This window comes from Streptomyces sp. NBC_00224 (assembly GCF_041435195.1).
Classification (GTDB): domain Bacteria; phylum Actinomycetota; class Actinomycetes; order Streptomycetales; family Streptomycetaceae; genus Streptomyces.
Genome location: NZ_CP108106.1, coordinates 6036011 through 6052003 on the forward strand (window position 1 = coordinate 6036011; position 15993 = coordinate 6052003).

At 71.5% G+C, this 15993-nt stretch carries 16 protein-coding genes; 8 read left to right on the forward strand and 8 right to left on the reverse strand.

Annotated elements, in window-relative coordinates; translation table 11 throughout:
• The first annotated feature begins 135 nt into the window (after positions 1–135).
• A complete protein-coding gene (gene sodX / locus OG965_RS27095) occupies positions 136–561 on the forward strand; it encodes a nickel-type superoxide dismutase maturation protease (RefSeq protein ID WP_371654653.1) in 426 nt (141 codons plus the stop codon).
• On the opposite strand, the gene OG965_RS27100 is transcribed toward sodX, so the two are convergent.
• The 4 genes from OG965_RS27100 to OG965_RS27115 form a co-directional block, all read right to left on the reverse strand.
• The gene (locus tag OG965_RS27100; RefSeq protein WP_371654654.1) at positions 465–1094 is read right to left on the reverse strand and encodes an ABATE domain-containing protein; all 630 of its coding nucleotides are present in this window, start codon (positions 1092–1094) and stop codon (positions 465–467) included. The two genes, sodX and OG965_RS27100, sit on opposite strands and share 97 nt — an antisense overlap.
• 164 nt (positions 1095–1258) lie before the next feature.
• Positions 1259–2020: an amino acid ABC transporter ATP-binding protein gene (locus OG965_RS27105; RefSeq protein WP_371654655.1), complete on the reverse strand. Its 762-nt coding sequence runs from the start codon at positions 2018–2020 to the stop codon at positions 1259–1261.
• Complete coding sequence (locus OG965_RS27110; protein ID WP_371654656.1) at positions 2017–2958, reverse strand: amino acid ABC transporter permease; 942 nt, start codon at positions 2956–2958, stop codon at positions 2017–2019. The genes OG965_RS27105 and OG965_RS27110 overlap by 4 nt, the downstream gene beginning before the upstream one ends.
• A gap of 72 nt (positions 2959–3030) precedes the next feature.
• Positions 3031–3996, reverse strand: coding sequence for an ABC transporter substrate-binding protein (locus OG965_RS27115; RefSeq protein WP_371654657.1), 966 nt, complete (start codon positions 3994–3996; stop codon positions 3031–3033).
• A gap of 544 nt (positions 3997–4540) precedes the next feature.
• Between OG965_RS27115 and OG965_RS27120 the strand changes: the two genes are divergently transcribed.
• The 3 genes from OG965_RS27120 (at position 4541) to OG965_RS27130 (ending at position 8236) form a co-directional block, all read left to right on the forward strand.
• Positions 4541–5755 carry an NADP-dependent malic enzyme gene (locus tag OG965_RS27120; RefSeq protein WP_371654658.1) on the forward strand — a complete coding sequence of 405 codons (1215 nt, stop codon included), beginning with the start codon at positions 4541–4543 and terminating at the stop codon, positions 5753–5755.
• Between the two features lie 88 nt (positions 5756–5843).
• A complete protein-coding gene (locus OG965_RS27125) occupies positions 5844–6809 on the forward strand; it encodes a zinc-binding dehydrogenase (RefSeq protein WP_371654659.1) in 966 nt (321 codons plus the stop codon).
• Positions 6810–6880: 71 nt separating this feature from the next.
• The gene (locus tag OG965_RS27130; RefSeq protein WP_371654660.1) at positions 6881–8236 is read left to right on the forward strand and encodes a cellulase family glycosylhydrolase; all 1356 of its coding nucleotides are present in this window, start codon (positions 6881–6883) and stop codon (positions 8234–8236) included.
• 11 nt (positions 8237–8247) lie between these two features.
• On the opposite strand, the gene OG965_RS27135 is transcribed toward OG965_RS27130, so the two are convergent.
• From OG965_RS27135 to OG965_RS27145, 3 genes are all read right to left on the reverse strand, one after another.
• Positions 8248–9108 carry an MBL fold metallo-hydrolase gene (locus OG965_RS27135; RefSeq protein WP_371654661.1) on the reverse strand — a complete coding sequence of 287 codons (861 nt, stop codon included), beginning with the start codon at positions 9106–9108 and terminating at the stop codon, positions 8248–8250.
• A gap of 208 nt (positions 9109–9316) precedes the next feature.
• Complete coding sequence (locus OG965_RS27140) at positions 9317–10207, reverse strand: helix-turn-helix transcriptional regulator (RefSeq protein ID WP_371654662.1); 891 nt, start codon at positions 10205–10207, stop codon at positions 9317–9319.
• 1 nt (position 10208) lies between these two features.
• Positions 10209–11072: a DUF4097 domain-containing protein gene (locus tag OG965_RS27145; protein WP_371654663.1), complete on the reverse strand. Its 864-nt coding sequence runs from the start codon at positions 11070–11072 to the stop codon at positions 10209–10211.
• A gap of 150 nt (positions 11073–11222) precedes the next feature.
• Between OG965_RS27145 and OG965_RS27150 the strand changes: the two genes are divergently transcribed.
• Positions 11223–12047, forward strand: coding sequence for a hypothetical protein (locus OG965_RS27150; protein ID WP_371654664.1), 825 nt, complete (start codon positions 11223–11225; stop codon positions 12045–12047).
• 27 nt (positions 12048–12074) lie between these two features.
• Here the strand turns inward: OG965_RS27150 and OG965_RS27155 are convergent, their stop codons facing one another.
• Entirely contained in the window at positions 12075–12260 is a 186-nt protein-coding gene (locus OG965_RS27155) for a DUF6104 family protein (protein WP_371654665.1), read from the reverse strand.
• A gap of 134 nt (positions 12261–12394) precedes the next feature.
• Between OG965_RS27155 and OG965_RS27160 the strand changes: the two genes are divergently transcribed.
• The 3 genes from OG965_RS27160 to OG965_RS27170 all read left to right on the forward strand — a co-directional run bounded on the left by OG965_RS27160 (position 12395) and on the right by OG965_RS27170 (position 15990).
• Positions 12395–12793 carry a CU044_2847 family protein gene (locus OG965_RS27160; RefSeq protein WP_371654666.1) on the forward strand — a complete coding sequence of 133 codons (399 nt, stop codon included), beginning with the start codon at positions 12395–12397 and terminating at the stop codon, positions 12791–12793.
• The gene (locus tag OG965_RS27165) at positions 12786–14759 is read left to right on the forward strand and encodes a trypsin-like peptidase domain-containing protein (RefSeq protein ID WP_371654667.1); all 1974 of its coding nucleotides are present in this window, start codon (positions 12786–12788) and stop codon (positions 14757–14759) included. The genes OG965_RS27160 and OG965_RS27165 overlap by 8 nt, the downstream gene beginning before the upstream one ends.
• A 229-nt stretch (positions 14760–14988) precedes the next feature.
• A complete protein-coding gene (locus tag OG965_RS27170; protein WP_371654668.1) occupies positions 14989–15990 on the forward strand; it encodes an AAA family ATPase in 1002 nt (333 codons plus the stop codon).
• The last annotated feature ends 3 nt before the right edge of the window (positions 15991–15993 follow it).

The window sequence follows — 15993 nt, forward strand, 5'->3', positions numbered from 1 at the left end:
AGGTGGGACATTACTCGGTGAGAGACCCCTTTTCGCGAGTGCCCCCGGGGGCTTAGGACAAAAGTCCAGGGTCACCATGGGACTCGTGGCGGAACGTACCGTGGGTGTGGACCGGGTACCGGGAGGTGGGTGGCGATGACGGATCAGGGGCGGGAGCCGAAGGTGCCGTTGGGGATCGCGGAGGTGACGGGGACCTCCATGGTGCCGACGCTGCTCCACGGCGATCAGCTGCTGGTGCACTACGGGACCGAGCTCCGGGCGGGTGACGTCGCGGTGCTGCGGCATCCGCTCCAGCAGGATCTGCTCATCGTCAAGCGGCTGATCGAGCTGAGGGAGGGGGGGTGGTGGGTGCTGGGGGACAACCCGGACGACGAGGTCGTCGACAGCCGGGCCTTCGGGACCGTGCCGTGCGAGCTGGTGCTCGGGCGGGTGCGCGGCCGCTACCGGCCGCTGACCCGCGGGCGTCAGCGCTCGGTGGGGGTGCTGCTGTCCTGGCTGGTCTCGGCGGTCAGGCCCGTGTTCGCCGACCGGTCGGTCTCCAGGCGCTTGCGCGCCCGGTAGGCGGCCACGTTCGCCCGGGTCGCGCAGCGGTCCGAGCAGTAGCGCCGGGAGCGGTTGGTGGAGGTGTCGAGGTACGCGTTGCGGCACGGCGCCGCCTGGCAGAGGCCGAGGCGGTCGACGCCGTACTCGGTGAGATGGAAGGCCAGGCCCATCGAGGCGAGCGCCGCGTAGCCCGCGGTCGCGTTCGAGGTGTGGTCGGCCAGGTGCATGTGCCACAGCGGGCTGTCGTCCTCGTCCCGGTGGTCGTGCCCGGAGATCTGCGGGCTGACCGGGAACTCCAGGAGAAGGGAATTCAGCAGGTCCACCGCCTGGACCTGCTCGCCCTCGTCCGCCGCCTCGAACACCGCCCGCAGCCGCGCCCGGACCGCCCGCAGGCGCGGTACGTCCGCCTCCGTCGCCCGGCGGGCCGTGGTCGACTCGGAGCCGAAGAGCTCCCGGATCACCTCGACCGTCGTGAGGGCATCCTTGTTACGGGCCGGCTCCTCGGTGTTGACCAGGCGCACGGCATAGTCCGAGTAATAGGCCAGTTCCACGTGTGATCCTTACGGCGGCGGTAGCGGCGTCAGTAACGGCTGTATGCCATCCGAGGGTATTACGTGAGCGCCCTCGACGGGGACGGAACCCCGGTACGCCGAAAGGGGCGGTACGGGCTCCTCGGCCCGTACCGCCCCTGTCCGTACTCCTGCCGCCGCGGCGCCTACAGCACCTTCGACAGGAACGACTTCGTCCGGTCGTGCTGCGGGTTGGTCAGGACGTCGCGCGGGTGGCCGGACTCGACCACCACACCGCCGTCCATGAAGACCAGCGAGTCGCCGACCTCGCGCGCGAAGCCCATCTCGTGGGTGACCACGATCATGGTCATGCCGTCCTCGGCGAGGCCGCGCATGACGTCCAGGACGTCACCGACCAGCTCCGGGTCGAGCGCCGACGTCGGCTCGTCGAAGAGCATCAGCTTCGGCTCCATGGCCAGCGCGCGGGCGATCGCCACACGCTGCTGCTGGCCGCCGGAGAGCTGCGAGGGGTAGTTCTTCGCCTTGTCGGCCAGGCCGACCCGGTCGAGCAGCTTCTGCGCGCGCTCGCGCACCACCGCCTTGGACTCGCCCCTGACCTGGATCGGCGCCTCCATGACGTTCTCTATGGCCGTCATGTGCGGGAACAGGTTGAAGCGCTGGAAGACCATGCCGATGTCGCGGCGCTTGACCGCGACCTCGCTGTCCTTCAGCTCGTAGAGCTTGTCGCCCTTCTGGCGGTAGCCGACGAGCTCGCCGTCCACGTACAGCCGGCCGGCGTTGATCTTCTCCAGGTGGTTGATGCACCGCAGGAAGGTCGACTTGCCGGAGCCGGACGGGCCGATCAGGCAGAACACCTCGCCCTCGGCCACCTCCAGGTCGATGCCCTTGAGGACCTCGGTCGCGCCGAAGGACTTGTGCACGCCTTCGGACTTCACCATGGCGGTCATCGGGTCACCACCTTGGGGGTACGACGGAGCAGGGCCAGATTGGCCTTGATCCGCTGGAACGGGGTGGGCGGGAGCGCACGGCTGGAGCCGCGGGCGTAGTAGCGCTCCAGGTAGTACTGGCCGATCGAGAAGATCGTCGTCAGGATCAGGTACCAGGTGGCCGCGAGGAACAGCATCTCCACCGAGGCACCGGACGTCTGGCCGATGTCCTGGGCCTCGCGCAGCAGCTCGTAGAACTGCACCGCCGAGACCAGCGAGGTGGTCTTCAGCATGTTGATGACCTCGTTGCCCGTGGGCGGCACGATCACGCGCATCGCCTGCGGGATCACGATCCGGCGCAGCGTCTTGGCGTGGCTCATGCCGAGCGCGTGGGACGCCTCGGTCTGGCCCTCGTCGACCGCCAGCAGACCGGCCCGGCAGATCTCCGCCATGTACGCGGCCTCGTTGAGGCCGAGCCCGAGCAGCGCCGTGAGCAGCGGCGTCATGAACGAGGACCAGTAGTCCTTGTAGATCGGGCCGAGGTTGATGTACTCGAAGACCAGGCCCAGGTTGAACCAGACCATCAGCTGGACCAGGACCGGGGTGCCCCGGAAGAACCAGATGTAGAACCAGGCGATGGACGAGGTCACCGGGTTCTTCGACAGCCGCATCACGGCGAGCATGATGCCGCCCGCGATGCCGATCGCCATGGAAAGGACGGTCAGCAGCAGGGTCTGGCCGACGCCGTGGATGATCCGGTCGTCGAAGAAGTAGTCGGGGATCGCACCCCAGTTGATCTTGCCCTGGCTGAACGCGTAGATGATCGCGACGAGCAGGCCGATCGCGATCACGGCGGAGACGTACCGGCCGTAGTGGCGGACCGGGATCGCTTTGATGCTCTCCGGAGCGGCGGGGGGCGGGGTGTCCGCCGGCTCCGTCTTGTTGACGTCAACAGTCACGGGTGTTGCCTTTCAGAAGCCTTCAGGCCCTCCGCCCGGGGACGGGGCGGAGGGAGCCTGGAGCGGGGAGGATCAGACGCCGCCGTTGACCTTGGCTTCCTTCACGGCGCCGGCCTCGACGCCCCACTTCGCGATGATCTTGTCGTAGTCACCGCTCTTGATGATCGCGTCGAGCGCCTCCTTGAGGGCGTCGCGCAGCCGGGTGTTGTCCTTGGAGACCGCGATGCCGTACGGAGCGGCCTCGACCTGCTCGCCGACGATCTGGAAGTCCTTGCCGCCGCCCGAGGTCTTCACCGCGTACGCGGCGACCGGGAAGTCCGAGGAGCCGGCGTCGGCGCCGCCGGAGCGCAGTCGGGTCTGGGCCTGCTGGTCGGTGTCGAAGGCCTCGATCGAGATCTTGCCCTTGTCACCGCACTTCTCGGACTGCTTCTTGGCGAGGTCCTCGGAGACCGTGCCGCGCTGCACCACGATCTTCTTGCCGCAGAGGTCGTCCCAGGTCTTGATGCCCTGGTCCTTGCCCTTGGCGGTGTAGATCGAGACACCGGCGGTGAAGTAGTCCACGAAGTCGGCGCCCTCGCCGACCTTCTTCTTGGTCTCCGAGTCGATGCCGTTCTGGCGGTCCTTGGTGTCCGTCATGGCCGACATGGCCATGTCGTAGCGCTTGGCGCGGAGGCCGGTGACCAGGGTGTCGAAGGTGCCGTTCTCGAACTGGAACTTCACGCCCAGCTGCTTGCCCAGGGCATCGGCCAGATCCGGGTCGATACCGGCGGTCTTGCCGTCCTTGTCCTTGAATTCGACCGGGGCGTACGCGATGTCCGAGCCGACCTTGATGACGCCCTTGTCCTGGATGTTCTTGGGCAGCTTCGAGAAGAGCGGGGCGTTGCTGGTGCCGGCCGAGCTGGCACCGCTGTCCTTGTCCTTGCTCTTCGTCTGGTCTCCGCAGCCGGTCAGCAGGAGGGCACCGGCGACCGCGATCGCGCCGACCGCGGCAATCCGGGACGAGGCGGCGGTCGTACGACGGGTGGTGCTTGCGGTCATGGTCGGGTTCCTCCGGCGGGTGATGGAGTGGCCAGTGAGTGAACAGTGGGTCGTGGTGCCCATGCTTGGGCGACACGACCGTGTTGTGTCGGCATCTTGCCATTCGGACCTGCGGAATCAGGGGGGCACGCATGTCAAAATCGGATAACGGGTCACCCCCCAACCCCAACGGGCCGGTACATCAAGGCCGGACCATGTGCGGGTTTTACCTTTTCCGGCGGGAAAATCTGCGGTTCATCTCGCGTTGTGGACGCGTTTCGCGCCGCATAGCTCACTTGTCCCGACATGCCGCTATGAGTCGTGTCACCACGGCGTTCCGCAGTCGAAATGGACTACTCGGCGCACCCCTCCGTCCGGTAAGAAGGATCCTTACACCCCTCATCCGGGGCTCAGGGCGCGTTGTGCGGCGTGCCCGCGCGTACGTACCTCCTCCTCGCGGGGCGGGCCAACCGCTCCTCGCGGGGAACGTGCGTGGTGCCCACCCACCCCTCCTCAACAAGGAGTGGCCACCCTCAACTGATGAAGACTTAAGGGGTCAAATCAAATGGCAGCGGAGATCGTCAATCCTCGCAGCGACAGCAGTACTGACCAAGGCTCCCCGGAGGAGCCCTTCGATCCGGCCTTCGCCCTGCACCGGGGCGGCAAGATGGCCGTGCAGGCCACCGTGCCCATCCGGGACCGGGACGACCTGTCCCTGGCCTACACGCCGGGTGTGGCGAAGGTGTGCACCGCGATCGCGGAGAACCCCGACCTGGTCCACGACTACACCTGGAAGTCCCAGGTCGTCGCCGTGGTCACGGACGGTACGGCCGTGCTCGGGCTGGGTGACATCGGCCCCGAGGCGTCCCTTCCCGTGATGGAGGGGAAGGCCATCCTCTTCAAGCAGTTCGGCGGGGTCGACGCGGTGCCCATCGCGCTCGCGACCACCGACACGGACGAGATCATCGAGACCGTGGTGCGCCTGGCGCCGTCCTTCGGCGGAGTGAACCTGGAAGACATCTCCGCGCCGCGCTGCTTCGAGATCGAGCGGCGTCTGCAGGAGGCCCTGGACATTCCGGTCTTCCACGACGACCAGCACGGCACCGCCGTGGTCACCCTCGCGGCGCTGCGCAACGCGGCGAAGCTCACCGGGCGCACGCTCGGCGACCTGCGGGCCGTGATCTCCGGTGCGGGCGCGGCCGGCGTGGCCATCGCCAAGTTCCTCCTGGAGGCGGGCCTGGGCGACGTGGCGGTCGCCGACCGCAAGGGCATCGTCAGCCGGGACCGCCAGGACCTGACCGACGTCAAGCGCGAGCTGGCGGAGATCACCAACAAGGCGGGCCTCTCCGGCTCCCTGGAGACCGCCCTGGCCGGCGCGGACGTCTTCATCGGCGTCTCCGGCGGTACGGTCCCGGAGCCCGCGGTGGCCTCGATGGCGCCCGGCGCGTTCGTGTTCGCCATGGCCAACCCGAACCCGGAGGTCCACCCGGACATCGCGCACAAGTACGCGTCGGTGGTCGCCACGGGCCGTTCGGACTACCCGAACCAGATCAACAACGTGCTGGCGTTCCCGGGCATCTTCGCGGGCGCCCTCCAGGTCCGGGCCTCCCGGATCACCGAGGGCATGAAGATCGCCGCGGCGAACGCGTTGGCCGACGTGGTCGGCGATGACCTGGCCGCGGAGTATGTGATCCCGTCCCCGTTCGACGAGCGGGTCGCCCCTGCGGTGACTGCGGCGGTTGCCGCTGCGGCGCGGGCGGAGGGCGTGGCGCGCCGGTAACGCCTGCGGTCACGACGTTCCGTACGGGACGCGGCTCACACCTCGATGAGGTTCCGCCGCGTCCCGTACGCGTTCTAGGGTCAGGGCCATGTTCGCCGCCTATGCCGCACGCATCGACCGTGACCAGCCGCTCTCCGGTCTGGAGTTGGGGGAGCGGCCCGCCCCCGAGGTACGCCCGGGCTGGTCCCTCATCGACGTCCGGGCGGCCTCGCTCAACCACCACGACCTGTGGTCGCTGCGCGGGGTCGGCCTCGGCGAGGACAAGCTGCCGATGATCCTGGGCTGCGACGCGGCCGGGGTCGACCAGGACGGCAACGAGGTCGTCCTGCACTCCGTGATCGGCCAGACGGGCCACGGGGTGGGCCCGGGCGAGGGCCGCTCCATCCTCACCGAGAAGTACCAGGGCACCTTCGCCGAGCAGGTCGCCGTGCCGACCTGGAACGTGCTGCCCAAGCCCAAGGAGCTCAGCTTCGCCGAGGCCGCCTGTCTGCCGACCGCCTGGCTCACCGCGTACCGGATGCTCTTCACCAACGCGGGTGTGCGGCCCGGCGACTCCGTCCTCGTGCAGGGCGCGGGCGGCGGGGTCGCGACCGCGGCCATCGTGCTGGGCAGGGCGGCCGGGCTGCGGGTCTTCGCCACCAGCCGCGACGAGGCCAAGCGGAAGCGGGCGGTCGAGCTGGGCGCCCTGGAGGCGTACGAGCCGGGCGCGCGGCTGCCGCGGCGGGTGGACGCGGTGATCGAGACGGTCGGCGCGGCCACCTGGTCGCACTCGGTCAAGTCGCTCAAGCCCGGCGGCACGCTGGTCATCTCGGGCGCCACCAGCGGCGACCGGCCCGCGCACGCCGAGCTCACCCGGATCTTCTTCCTGGAGCTGAAGGTGGTCGGCTCGACCATGGGCACCAAGGAGGAGCTGGAGGACCTGCTGGCGTTCTGCGCGGCGGCGGGGGTGCGGCCGGTCATCGACGAGGTGCTGCCGCTGGAGCGGGCCCGCGAGGGGTTCGAGAAGATCGAGTCGGGCGACGTCTTCGGGAAGATCGTGCTGACGACCTCTTGATGGTTCGTCAGAATCCCTGATCTGATCTCCGGCACGCACACCTGTCGACGTGCCGGAGGTGTCTTGTGCGTATGAACAAGTTCCTTGCAGCTGTGGGTTGTTGTGCGGTCCTCGCGGCGGGCATGGCGGCTCCTGCCGCCCACGCCCGGGAGGCGGGCGTCGTCCCCCGGCTCACCGACGAGCGGGGGCGCGTGCTCACGCTCCGGGGCTGGAACGTGGAGGACAAGAACCACCGGGGCGATCAGGCGCTCTCCGCGATCACCGAGCGGACCTTCCGCGACCTGCGGGCGAACGGCTTCGGCCTCGCCCGGCTGCTGGTCTTCTGGGACGACCTGGAGCCGGTGCGGGGTCAGTACAGCCAGGCGTACCTCCGCAAGATCGAACGGGTCCTGGACTGGGCGCACCGCTATGGCATCCGGGTGCTGATCGACGCCCACCAGGACGTCTTCGGCCCGGCGTTCGGGCACCGGGGCATTCCGGAGTGGGCGACGCGGACGGACGGGCTGCCGTTCACCCCGCACCCGGACGACTGGTTCTCCGAGTACTACGAGCCCGCCGTGCAGCGGGCGTTCACGCATCTGTACGGGGACGAGGACCTGCGGCGGGCGCAGGCGGACATGTGGCGGGTGCTCGCCGGGCGGTTCGCGCACCACCCGGCGGTTTTCGGCTACGACCTGATCAACGAGCCGATGGGGGAGTTCCGGGCGGGCGAGGACCCGGCGACGGCGGCGCGCCGGATCGAGGCCGAGCAGCTCACCCCGATGTACAACCGCCTGGCGCGGGCGGTGCGTTCGGCGGACCGGCGGCACTGGGTCTTCGTGGAGCCCACCCCCGCGGTGGGGGAGGGCGTGCCGACGGGCCTGGGCAGGATCAAGGACCCGAAGGCGGTGTACGCGCCGCACTTCTACAACACCGCGATGGAGGCGGGCGCGGACTACGACCCGTCGGCGGGGTGGATCGAGTCGTACGAGTCGGCGGTCACGGCCTATCCGAAGAAGTACGGGGTGCCGGTGGTGGTGGGCGAGTGGGGCCCGCTCAACAGCGAACTCCCGCACATGGCCCGCTTCTACACCGAAGCGCTCGCCTCACTGGCGCGCTACACCTCCGGGTGGGCGGGCTATGTGTGGTGCTACGGGGGCGGCTACTGCGCGGCCGACGCGGGGGGTGCGCTGCGGCCCAACAAGGCGCTGACCGCGACGCCGTACGCGCGGGCGGTCGCGGGGCGGGTGCGGTCGGAGGCGTACGACCCGTCGACGCGGACGTACCGCCTGGTGTACGTGGCGGGGCGCGGCGCCACGGAGCTGTCCGTGCCGTCGGCCCTGCGGGGGTGGCGGGTCCGGGTCGCCGGGCCGGGGTCGGTCCGGGGCCTGGACGTGCGGGCGGTGGCGGGGGCGACGGTGACCGTGACGGTCACGCCCCGCGCCTGACCTCGTTTCCCTCAGCCCCGGTGCACGAGGATGAAGTCCCCGTACGGGTGGGAGCCCGGGCGGCCGTCGGTCTCGGCGAGCGCGCGGCGCAGGGTGTCCAGGTGCGCGGCGGTGAGCTCCAGCGGCGGCTCGTCCGGCTGGTAGGTGGTGCCCCGGGGGTAGTCCTCGTCCGGGGTGGTGGTCATCTCGATGTGGCAGCCCAGGACGTGGGTGACGGGCCGGGTGGCGCAGAAGTCGACGAGCCGGTCGGCGGTCTCGGCGTACGCGGCGGCGTCGTCGACGTACAGCCGCCCCGGGTACAGCGAGTCGCCGGTCAGCAGGGCCCGGGTGTGCCGGTCGTAGAAGACGACGGCGGCGGGGTGGTGGCCGGGGCCGGGGATCAGGTCGAGCACGCGGCCGCCGAGGTCGAGCTCGACGGCCTTGTGCGGCCAGTCGGTGAACCCGAAGTGACCGACCACGTCGTCGAGTCCGGGCGCCACGACGGTGGTGCGGGGGCGGTCCGCGAACTGCGCGTCGGCGGCGATGTGGTCGCCGTGGCCGTGGGTGTGGGCGACGAGCAGCTCGTACCCGGTGCGGGGGTGGCGGGTCAGCCACTCGTCGATCAGGGCGTCGACGGTGGCGCGCAGCGGGAAGTGGGCGGGGTCGGCGCTGGCGCCGGTGTCCAGCAGGAGGGCGCGCTCATTGCCGAAGAGGAGGAAGAGGAAGGGCGCCTCGAAGTGGACGGACTTGTTCTGGCGGAGGAGGACGGTGTGTTCGGTGTACCGGTGGATCTGGATCTCGGGGGCGGGGTCGTGCTTGGGGGAGGGGTGGCCCGCGTGCCAGGTGGTGGGGAGGGTGATGGGGGTGGGGCCTTGGCCCAGGAAATCGATCACGTGATCAGTTTGACGGGTGCGGCGCGGGGTGGTGGCGTTTTTCCGGCCCCACCCCGCCCCTTCCCGCAAGCCCTGGGCGGGCGGCCTGGTGGTTCGTCCGCAGACCGTCTGTGGCTGGTCGCGCAGTTCCCCGCGCCCCTGACCACCTAGGGGCGCGGGGAACTGCGCGACCAGCCCACCACCCACCCGCAGACGAACACCGGGCCCCTCAGCCCCCGCCCCGCAGGATCGCCCCGATGTGGGCCGCCGCCGTCGACAAGTGGTGGCGGGTTTCGCGGAGTTGGGGTTCCGTCACGCCGTGGTCGCGGGCCGCGTCGCGGATGTCGTCGCGGAAGCGGTCCAGGAGGCGGTCCAGGTCCCGGGCCGGGTTGCCGGTGGCCGGGTCGTCGGCCCAGGTGGGGGGTGCGGGCTCGGTCACCGGGGGGCGGGTGAAGCGGCCGAGTTCCTTGGTGATCTCGGCCAGGCCCTCCCGTACGCCCGTCGGCCAGTCGCCCCGCGCGAAGTGGTCCTGCACCTGCTCCGCCACCCGCTGCATCTGCTCGCGCGCGGTGTCCTGGGCCTCCTTCGCCTGGCGGCGGGCCTGCTGGGCGTCCTCGCGGGCCCGGCGCGACTCGTCCTTCGCGCGGCGTGCCTGCTCCTTCCACTCCTGCTTGGCGCGCTTGAACTCCTCCTTGGCCTGCTGCCAGGACTCGCCGTCCGCCGTGCCGGACGCCCGCGCCTCGCGCGCCTGGCGGCGCACGTCGTCGCGCAGGTCGCCCGCCGCGCCCCGGACGTCCGCGCGGATCTCGGCGGCGAGCTCGGAGACCGACTCGCGGATCTCCAGCTCCAGGTCGGCCAACTCGCCGCTGCGGCCCGCGAGTTCGGCGCGGCCCGCGTCGGTGATCGAGTACACTTTGCGGCCGCCCTCGGTGGTGTGGGTGACCAGGCCCTCCGTCTCCAGCTTGGCCAGGCGGGGGTAGACCGTGCCGGCGCTCGGCGCGTACAGGCCCTGGAACCGCTCCTCCAGGAGGCGGATCACCTCGTACCCGTGGCGCGGGGCCTCTTCGAGCAGCTTGAGGAGGTAGAGGCGCAGACGGCCGTGGGCGAAGACGGGGGCCATGTCAGAGCACCTTCTTTGTCGTGGCGGCGGCCGGGTCCGCCGTGTCGTGCGGCTCGGGGCGGCGCAGCAGGGCGATCGAGCCCGAGACGGTGTTCGCCCGCAGCGTGCCCGTGCCCGCCCCGAGCGTCCCGGTGATCCTCTTTGCCCCCCACTGCCCGCTGACCCGCAGGTCGTCGAAGGCGTTGGAGACCGCGCCGCTGGTGGTGTTCGCCTCGACCTTCGCGTCCGCGGCCGGGTGCTCCAGGCGGATGGCGATCTCGCCGGACACCGTGGTCAGCTTGACGTCGGCGGGCTTGCCCGACGGGTCCAGGTCGAGCACCATGTCGCCGCTGACCGACTCCGCCCGTACGGACGTGGCCGCGCCCTCGATCACCGTCAGATCGCCGGAGACCGACTGGAAGCGGAGGTCGCCGGTGACGGCCTGGGCCTCCACGTTCCCGGAGACGGTGTCGGCGCGGACCGAGCCGGACAGGCCCACGAGCGTGGTGTCGCCGGTGACGCCGCGTACGTCCGTACGCCCCCGGATCCCGGAGACCACGGCGCCCGCGCCGACCACGCCCACCTCGACCCCGCACCCGGACGGCACCGTGAGCGAGACGACCGCGCTGCGCCGCCAGCCCTTGCGGTCGAACCACTTCAGGAAGCCCTTCCAGGGCAGGTCCTCGTAGGCGACGGTGAGCGTCGGGCCCTCCTGGGTGACGATCAGCGGCGGTCCGTCGAGGGCGGACACCTCCAGGCGCGCGGAACCTTCCTCGGTCCCCACGACGTTCACCGTTCCGTTGACGATCCGCACGTTGAGCGCGGTCACCGGAGCGTCGAAGGTGAGTGTGCGCGGCTCCGAAACGGTCCACGTCGACTCGGCCATGGCTCTGCCCTCCCTGGGCGGGTCATACGCAACATATCGCGTCTGCTTGATAGACACGATATATCGCGGATACGGGAAGTCAAGCAGGGGAGCGGGGCGAAAAGGGCCGTTAGTGGGTGGGAAGTAGGGAATTGCCCTAGCGTATGGATCATGTCCAGCGTCTCGGGCGCCGCCCCCGCTCCCGCCCCCGGAGCCCTGCTCCTCTGCCGCGCCGAGCCCGCGGCGGTCCGCCCGGCCGCGCATCTGCTGCGCGAGCGGATGCTGCTCGCCCCGGCCGGGGACGGCTGGAGCGTGCTGGTCCCGCAGACCAAGCCGTGGCAGGGCGGCGACGACCCGGTCGACCAGGTGCTCGGCGGCTGGGCGGCCGCGCTCGCCGTCGGCGCGAGCTGGCCCGTGGTCGCGCTGTGGTGGGACGAGGGCCGGGCCGGGTACACGCTGGCCGCCGGGTTCCGCCGCACGGTCGGCTATGTGTGGCTGGCCGACGGGACGGCGGCGGGGGAGGACGAGGCGATGCGTACGTTCGCGGCGCGGCTCGGCCTCGACCCCGTGCTCGACCTGGAGGAGCTCGACCGGCTCACCCGGCCCGACTCGGCGGCGGACGCACGGGCCCGGCTGCTCGGGCTCACCGCCGTGCTCGCCCGCGCGGGCGTCGAGCTGCCCGCCGGACTCTCCCCGGGCGAGCCCGCCGACCGGCTGCGGTCGGTCGCGGCGGCGACCGGAGCGGAGGCGGTGGAGTGGTCGGGCTGGCGGGACGCGGTCCGCGCGGAGCTCGACGTGGTCGAGGGCGGACGGCTGGGGCCGTGGCTGGTCGGGCCCCGCGCCCGGATCCTCGGCGCGGCCCAGCTGGCGGCGGGGCTGCCGCTGACCGCCTGGGGCCTGGCCCGCCGCAACGGGGGGTGGACGGTCGCGGGCGTGGTCCTGCTCGCCAACGGGGCGCTGGGGCTGGCGTACGACCGGGTGCGCGGTCAGGCCTGACCGCGCGGCTCAGGACCTGCTCGTCACCTACTCGTCGTCGTCGTCCTCGTCGTCCAGGCGTGCCAGCCACGTGGCGAGGCGTTCGACCGGGACCTCGAAGTCCGGGTTCAGGTCGACGAACGTGCGCAGCTGGTCGGCAAGCCACTCGAAGGTGACCTCCTCCTCGCCGCGCCGCTTCGCCAGCTCCTCGATACCGCGGTCGGTGAAGTACACAACGTGCTCCTGAAGTGCTCCGGGATGTTCCCCTCCAGGGTATCCGGCGCTGTGAAGGGGTCCCGTGCAACCGTTCGGCCGATTACCCTCGTCATCTCAAGTCAGGTGAATATGCGACTGGTTGGGGGGCGGCCATGGCGCACGTACGGGAGATCGAGCTGCCGGGTGGGGCCGTGGTGCTCGCCCGGGTGTCCACCGCCGGGGGGTACGCGGCGGACGACGACGACGTCGGGGTGATCGAGAACGCCGTCGCCAAGGTGGAGCGGCTGGGGGAGCTGATCGCCGGGGTCGGGCGGTCCGTGCTCGACGCGGCCGCCGCCGTACGGCCCGACGAGGCGAGCATCAGCTTCGGCATCGAGCTGTCCGCCAAGGCCGGGGCGGCCGTCGCCATCCTCGCCGACGGGGAGGCCAAGTCGTCCATCCAGGTCACGCTGACCTGGCGGCTGGAGGACCAGCCCGCGCCCCCGGTGCCCCCGCCGCCGCCGAACCCGCCGATCGCGCCCCCGGCCCCCGGCGGCTCGCCCGATGCCTGAGCACGCCCACGATCCCTTCATCGACGACCTGGCGCGCTCGGCCACCGTCCACCTGCTCCCGGCCGGTGGCGGCACGATGTGGGGCAGCGGCTTCTTCGTCGCCCCCGGCTGGCTGCTGACCTGCGCGCACGTCCTGCGGCCGCATCTGGGCCGGGACCGGGAGCAGGTCTTCCACGTCGGCAGCGACCGGCTCGGCGGCGACCCGCTGCCCGCCCGGCTCGCGGCGTGGCTGGTCGACGACGACCTGCGCGGCGACGACGTGCCCGTCGAACAGGACCTGGCGCTCGTCCGGCTCCTCGACGAGGACGTGGAGCACGAGTGCGTCTGGCTCAGCGACTGCGCCGAGCCGCCCGGCGCGAGCGGCGCGGTGGTCTACGGATTCCGGCCCGAGGGGCGCCCGCTGAGCTGGCACAGCACCGTCGACATCCGTACGTACGACGGGAGTTACGGGCTCCGGTTCAGCGAGGTCGAGTTCCCCAAAGGGGTTTCCGGCGGGCCGGTGCTCGATCCGCAGACCGGCGCCGTGGTCGCCGTGATGAAGTCGCGCCGGGTCGAGCGCGACGGCGGCCGGGCCATCGCGCTCCCGGCGCTGCGCCGGTTCGGCGACCTCTACCGGACCGTGCTCGCCGAGCACGACCGGTGGCACGGCGGCGGGCCCAGGCTCAACGGCTACAACACCTGGGTCGACCGGCAGCAGAAGTTACCCGCCGCCGGGCTGCACCACACGCCCGAGCAGTGGAGCCCGTACGACCGGCGGGCCGCTCTGCACCTGCTCGCCTCCGTCCCCGGGCCCGGCGGGGTGCCGCCGGTCGCGAAGCTGGCGCGCAAGGCGCGCGGCGGGATCGCGCCGCCGGGCAGCCTCCCCGACCCGCGCACCTGGCGCGACGGCCACGGCCTGCTCTACGAGGCGCACCGGCCGATGCCCGCCATCGCCTTCCTGCACTACCTCAAGCTCGTCGTGGAGTACGAGCGCGGGCGCGGCGGCGACCCGGCGCGGCTGGACACCTGGGTGAGCGAGCGGCTGCGCGGGGTCCCGCCGGTGGTGCACACCGTGGTCACCGAGGCACGGCTGCCCGAGGGGCTGCTGCCGGTGCTCGGGCCCGGCGCGCCCGAGGAGATCCTGGCCGTACTGCCCTATCCCACCGTCGAGCGCGGCGGCGCCGTCGTCACCGTCGAGCTGGAGCCGCTCTCCGACGCGCCCGACCGGTTCTACTGGCGCATCCGGGTGCACGACGGCGACCGGGAGGGCTCCAGACCGGTGGCCGAGGAGTGCAGCGGCGACGGGGTGGCCCCCGGCGAGCTGATCCGGCGGCTGCGCCGGCCCCTGGTCACCGCGTTCCAGAGCGTCGACACCGACGACTGCCCCGCACCCCTCGAAGTCGCCCTGCCCGCCGACCAGTTCGACACCGCGGTGCACCGCTGGCAGCTCACCGAGATCGGGCGCCTCTACCGGCCGCCCTACCTCGGGGTGCAGCGCCGTGTGGTGCTGCGCGACCTCGACCGGCGCGGCGAGGTGGACCCCGAGTGGCGCGAGCGCTGGGACGGCCTGATGGCCGCCGAGGAGCTCGCCGCGGTGCCGGCGCCGCTCCCGGGCAAGGCGCCCCGGCTGCGCCACTTCACCGAGCTGGAGCCGGGCGCGGTGCCCGTGCTGTGCCGGCCCGCCGGGCGCGGGGTGGGCGGCGCGGCCATGCGGATGGCCCTGGACGCCGGCCACCCAGTGGCGCTCTGGCACACCGACGGCCACCCCGAACAGGGCTGCCACGACCTCTGCGTGGCGCTGCGCGCCGGGGCGGCCGATCTGCTCGGGCAGGCGAAGGACCCCACTGAACTCCCGGACCGGCTGCGCCGTATCAGGGAGGAGATCAGCGATTCCAAGGATGCCCAGCACTGGGCGGAGGGTGTGGCGATGCTCTACGACGACCCGGGACGGCCGCTGCCGGACTTCCAGCGGCTGGACGCGCCGTGACCCGCCCCCGCGCGGGCACGCCGTGCGCCGCCGTGCGCCCGGACAAGCGCCGCTGTGACCTCCTGTGCGTCCGCTCGCCCAGGTCCTGTCCGGAAAACGCATTTCGGCGGCCCGGGAGTGGGTACCTTCCGACTGGACCTCGACTCGCAACGAGACTCGCAACGACACGTGGCGCAACGACACGTGGTCAACAAGTGGTGCCCCGCCGACCGTCGACGAGGAGCGAGCGATGGACGACTGGCTGATCTACCGAGGCTTCGGGGCACCGGATCCGGAGCGGATCCGTGCGCTGCCCCCGCCGCCCCGCTGGCGCACCTTCGGCGGCGAGCCGCGCCCGTACACGGTGCCGGACATCGACATCGCGTCCAAGCGCAGGCTCGGTGACCGCGTCTCCGAGCTGTCCGCGCACGACGCCGAGACCCTCCAGCTGATCAACGCCGCGCTGTATCTGCGCCGCCCGCTGCTGATCACCGGCGAGCCGGGTTCCGGCAAGTCGACCCTGGCGCACTCCATCGCGTACGAACTCGGTCTCGGCCGGGTCCTTCAGTGGCCCATCATCAGCCGCACCGAGCTCAAGGACGGGCTCTACACCTACGACGCCATCGGGCGGCTGCACGACGCACAGCTCGCGGACGGCCAGGCCGACGACATCGGCCGCTACATCCGGCTCGGCCCGCTCGGCACCGCGCTGCTGCCCGCCACACGGCCGCGCGTACTGCTCATCGACGAGCTCGACAAGAGCGACATCGACCTGCCCAACGACCTGCTGAACGTGCTGGAGGAGGGCGAGTTCCCGCTCCCCGAGCTGGAGCGGATCGCCGACCGGCCGGGCCGCGACGTGGTCGAGGTCCTCACCGACGACGGCCACCGGGTCGCGGTGCCGAACGGCAGGATCAGCTGCCAGGCCTTCCCCGTCACCGTCCTGACCAGCAACGGAGAGCGCGACTTCCCGGCGCCGCTGCTGCGCCGCTGTATCCATCTGCACCTGGAGCCGCCGCGCGAGGAACGCCTCGCGGCCTTCGTCCAGGCCCACTTCGGACCCGGCGCCGACGAGCGCAACGTCGATCTGCTCAACCGCTTCACCCGCGACGACGGCGACGGCGAACTGCGCCCCACCGACCAGCTCCTGAACGCCATCTTCCTCACCCAGCAGGTGAGCGAGGAGGGGCCGGAGCGGCGCGAGGAGATAGCCGAGCTGCTGCTGCGGCCGCTGGACACCAGGCAGCGGTGACCC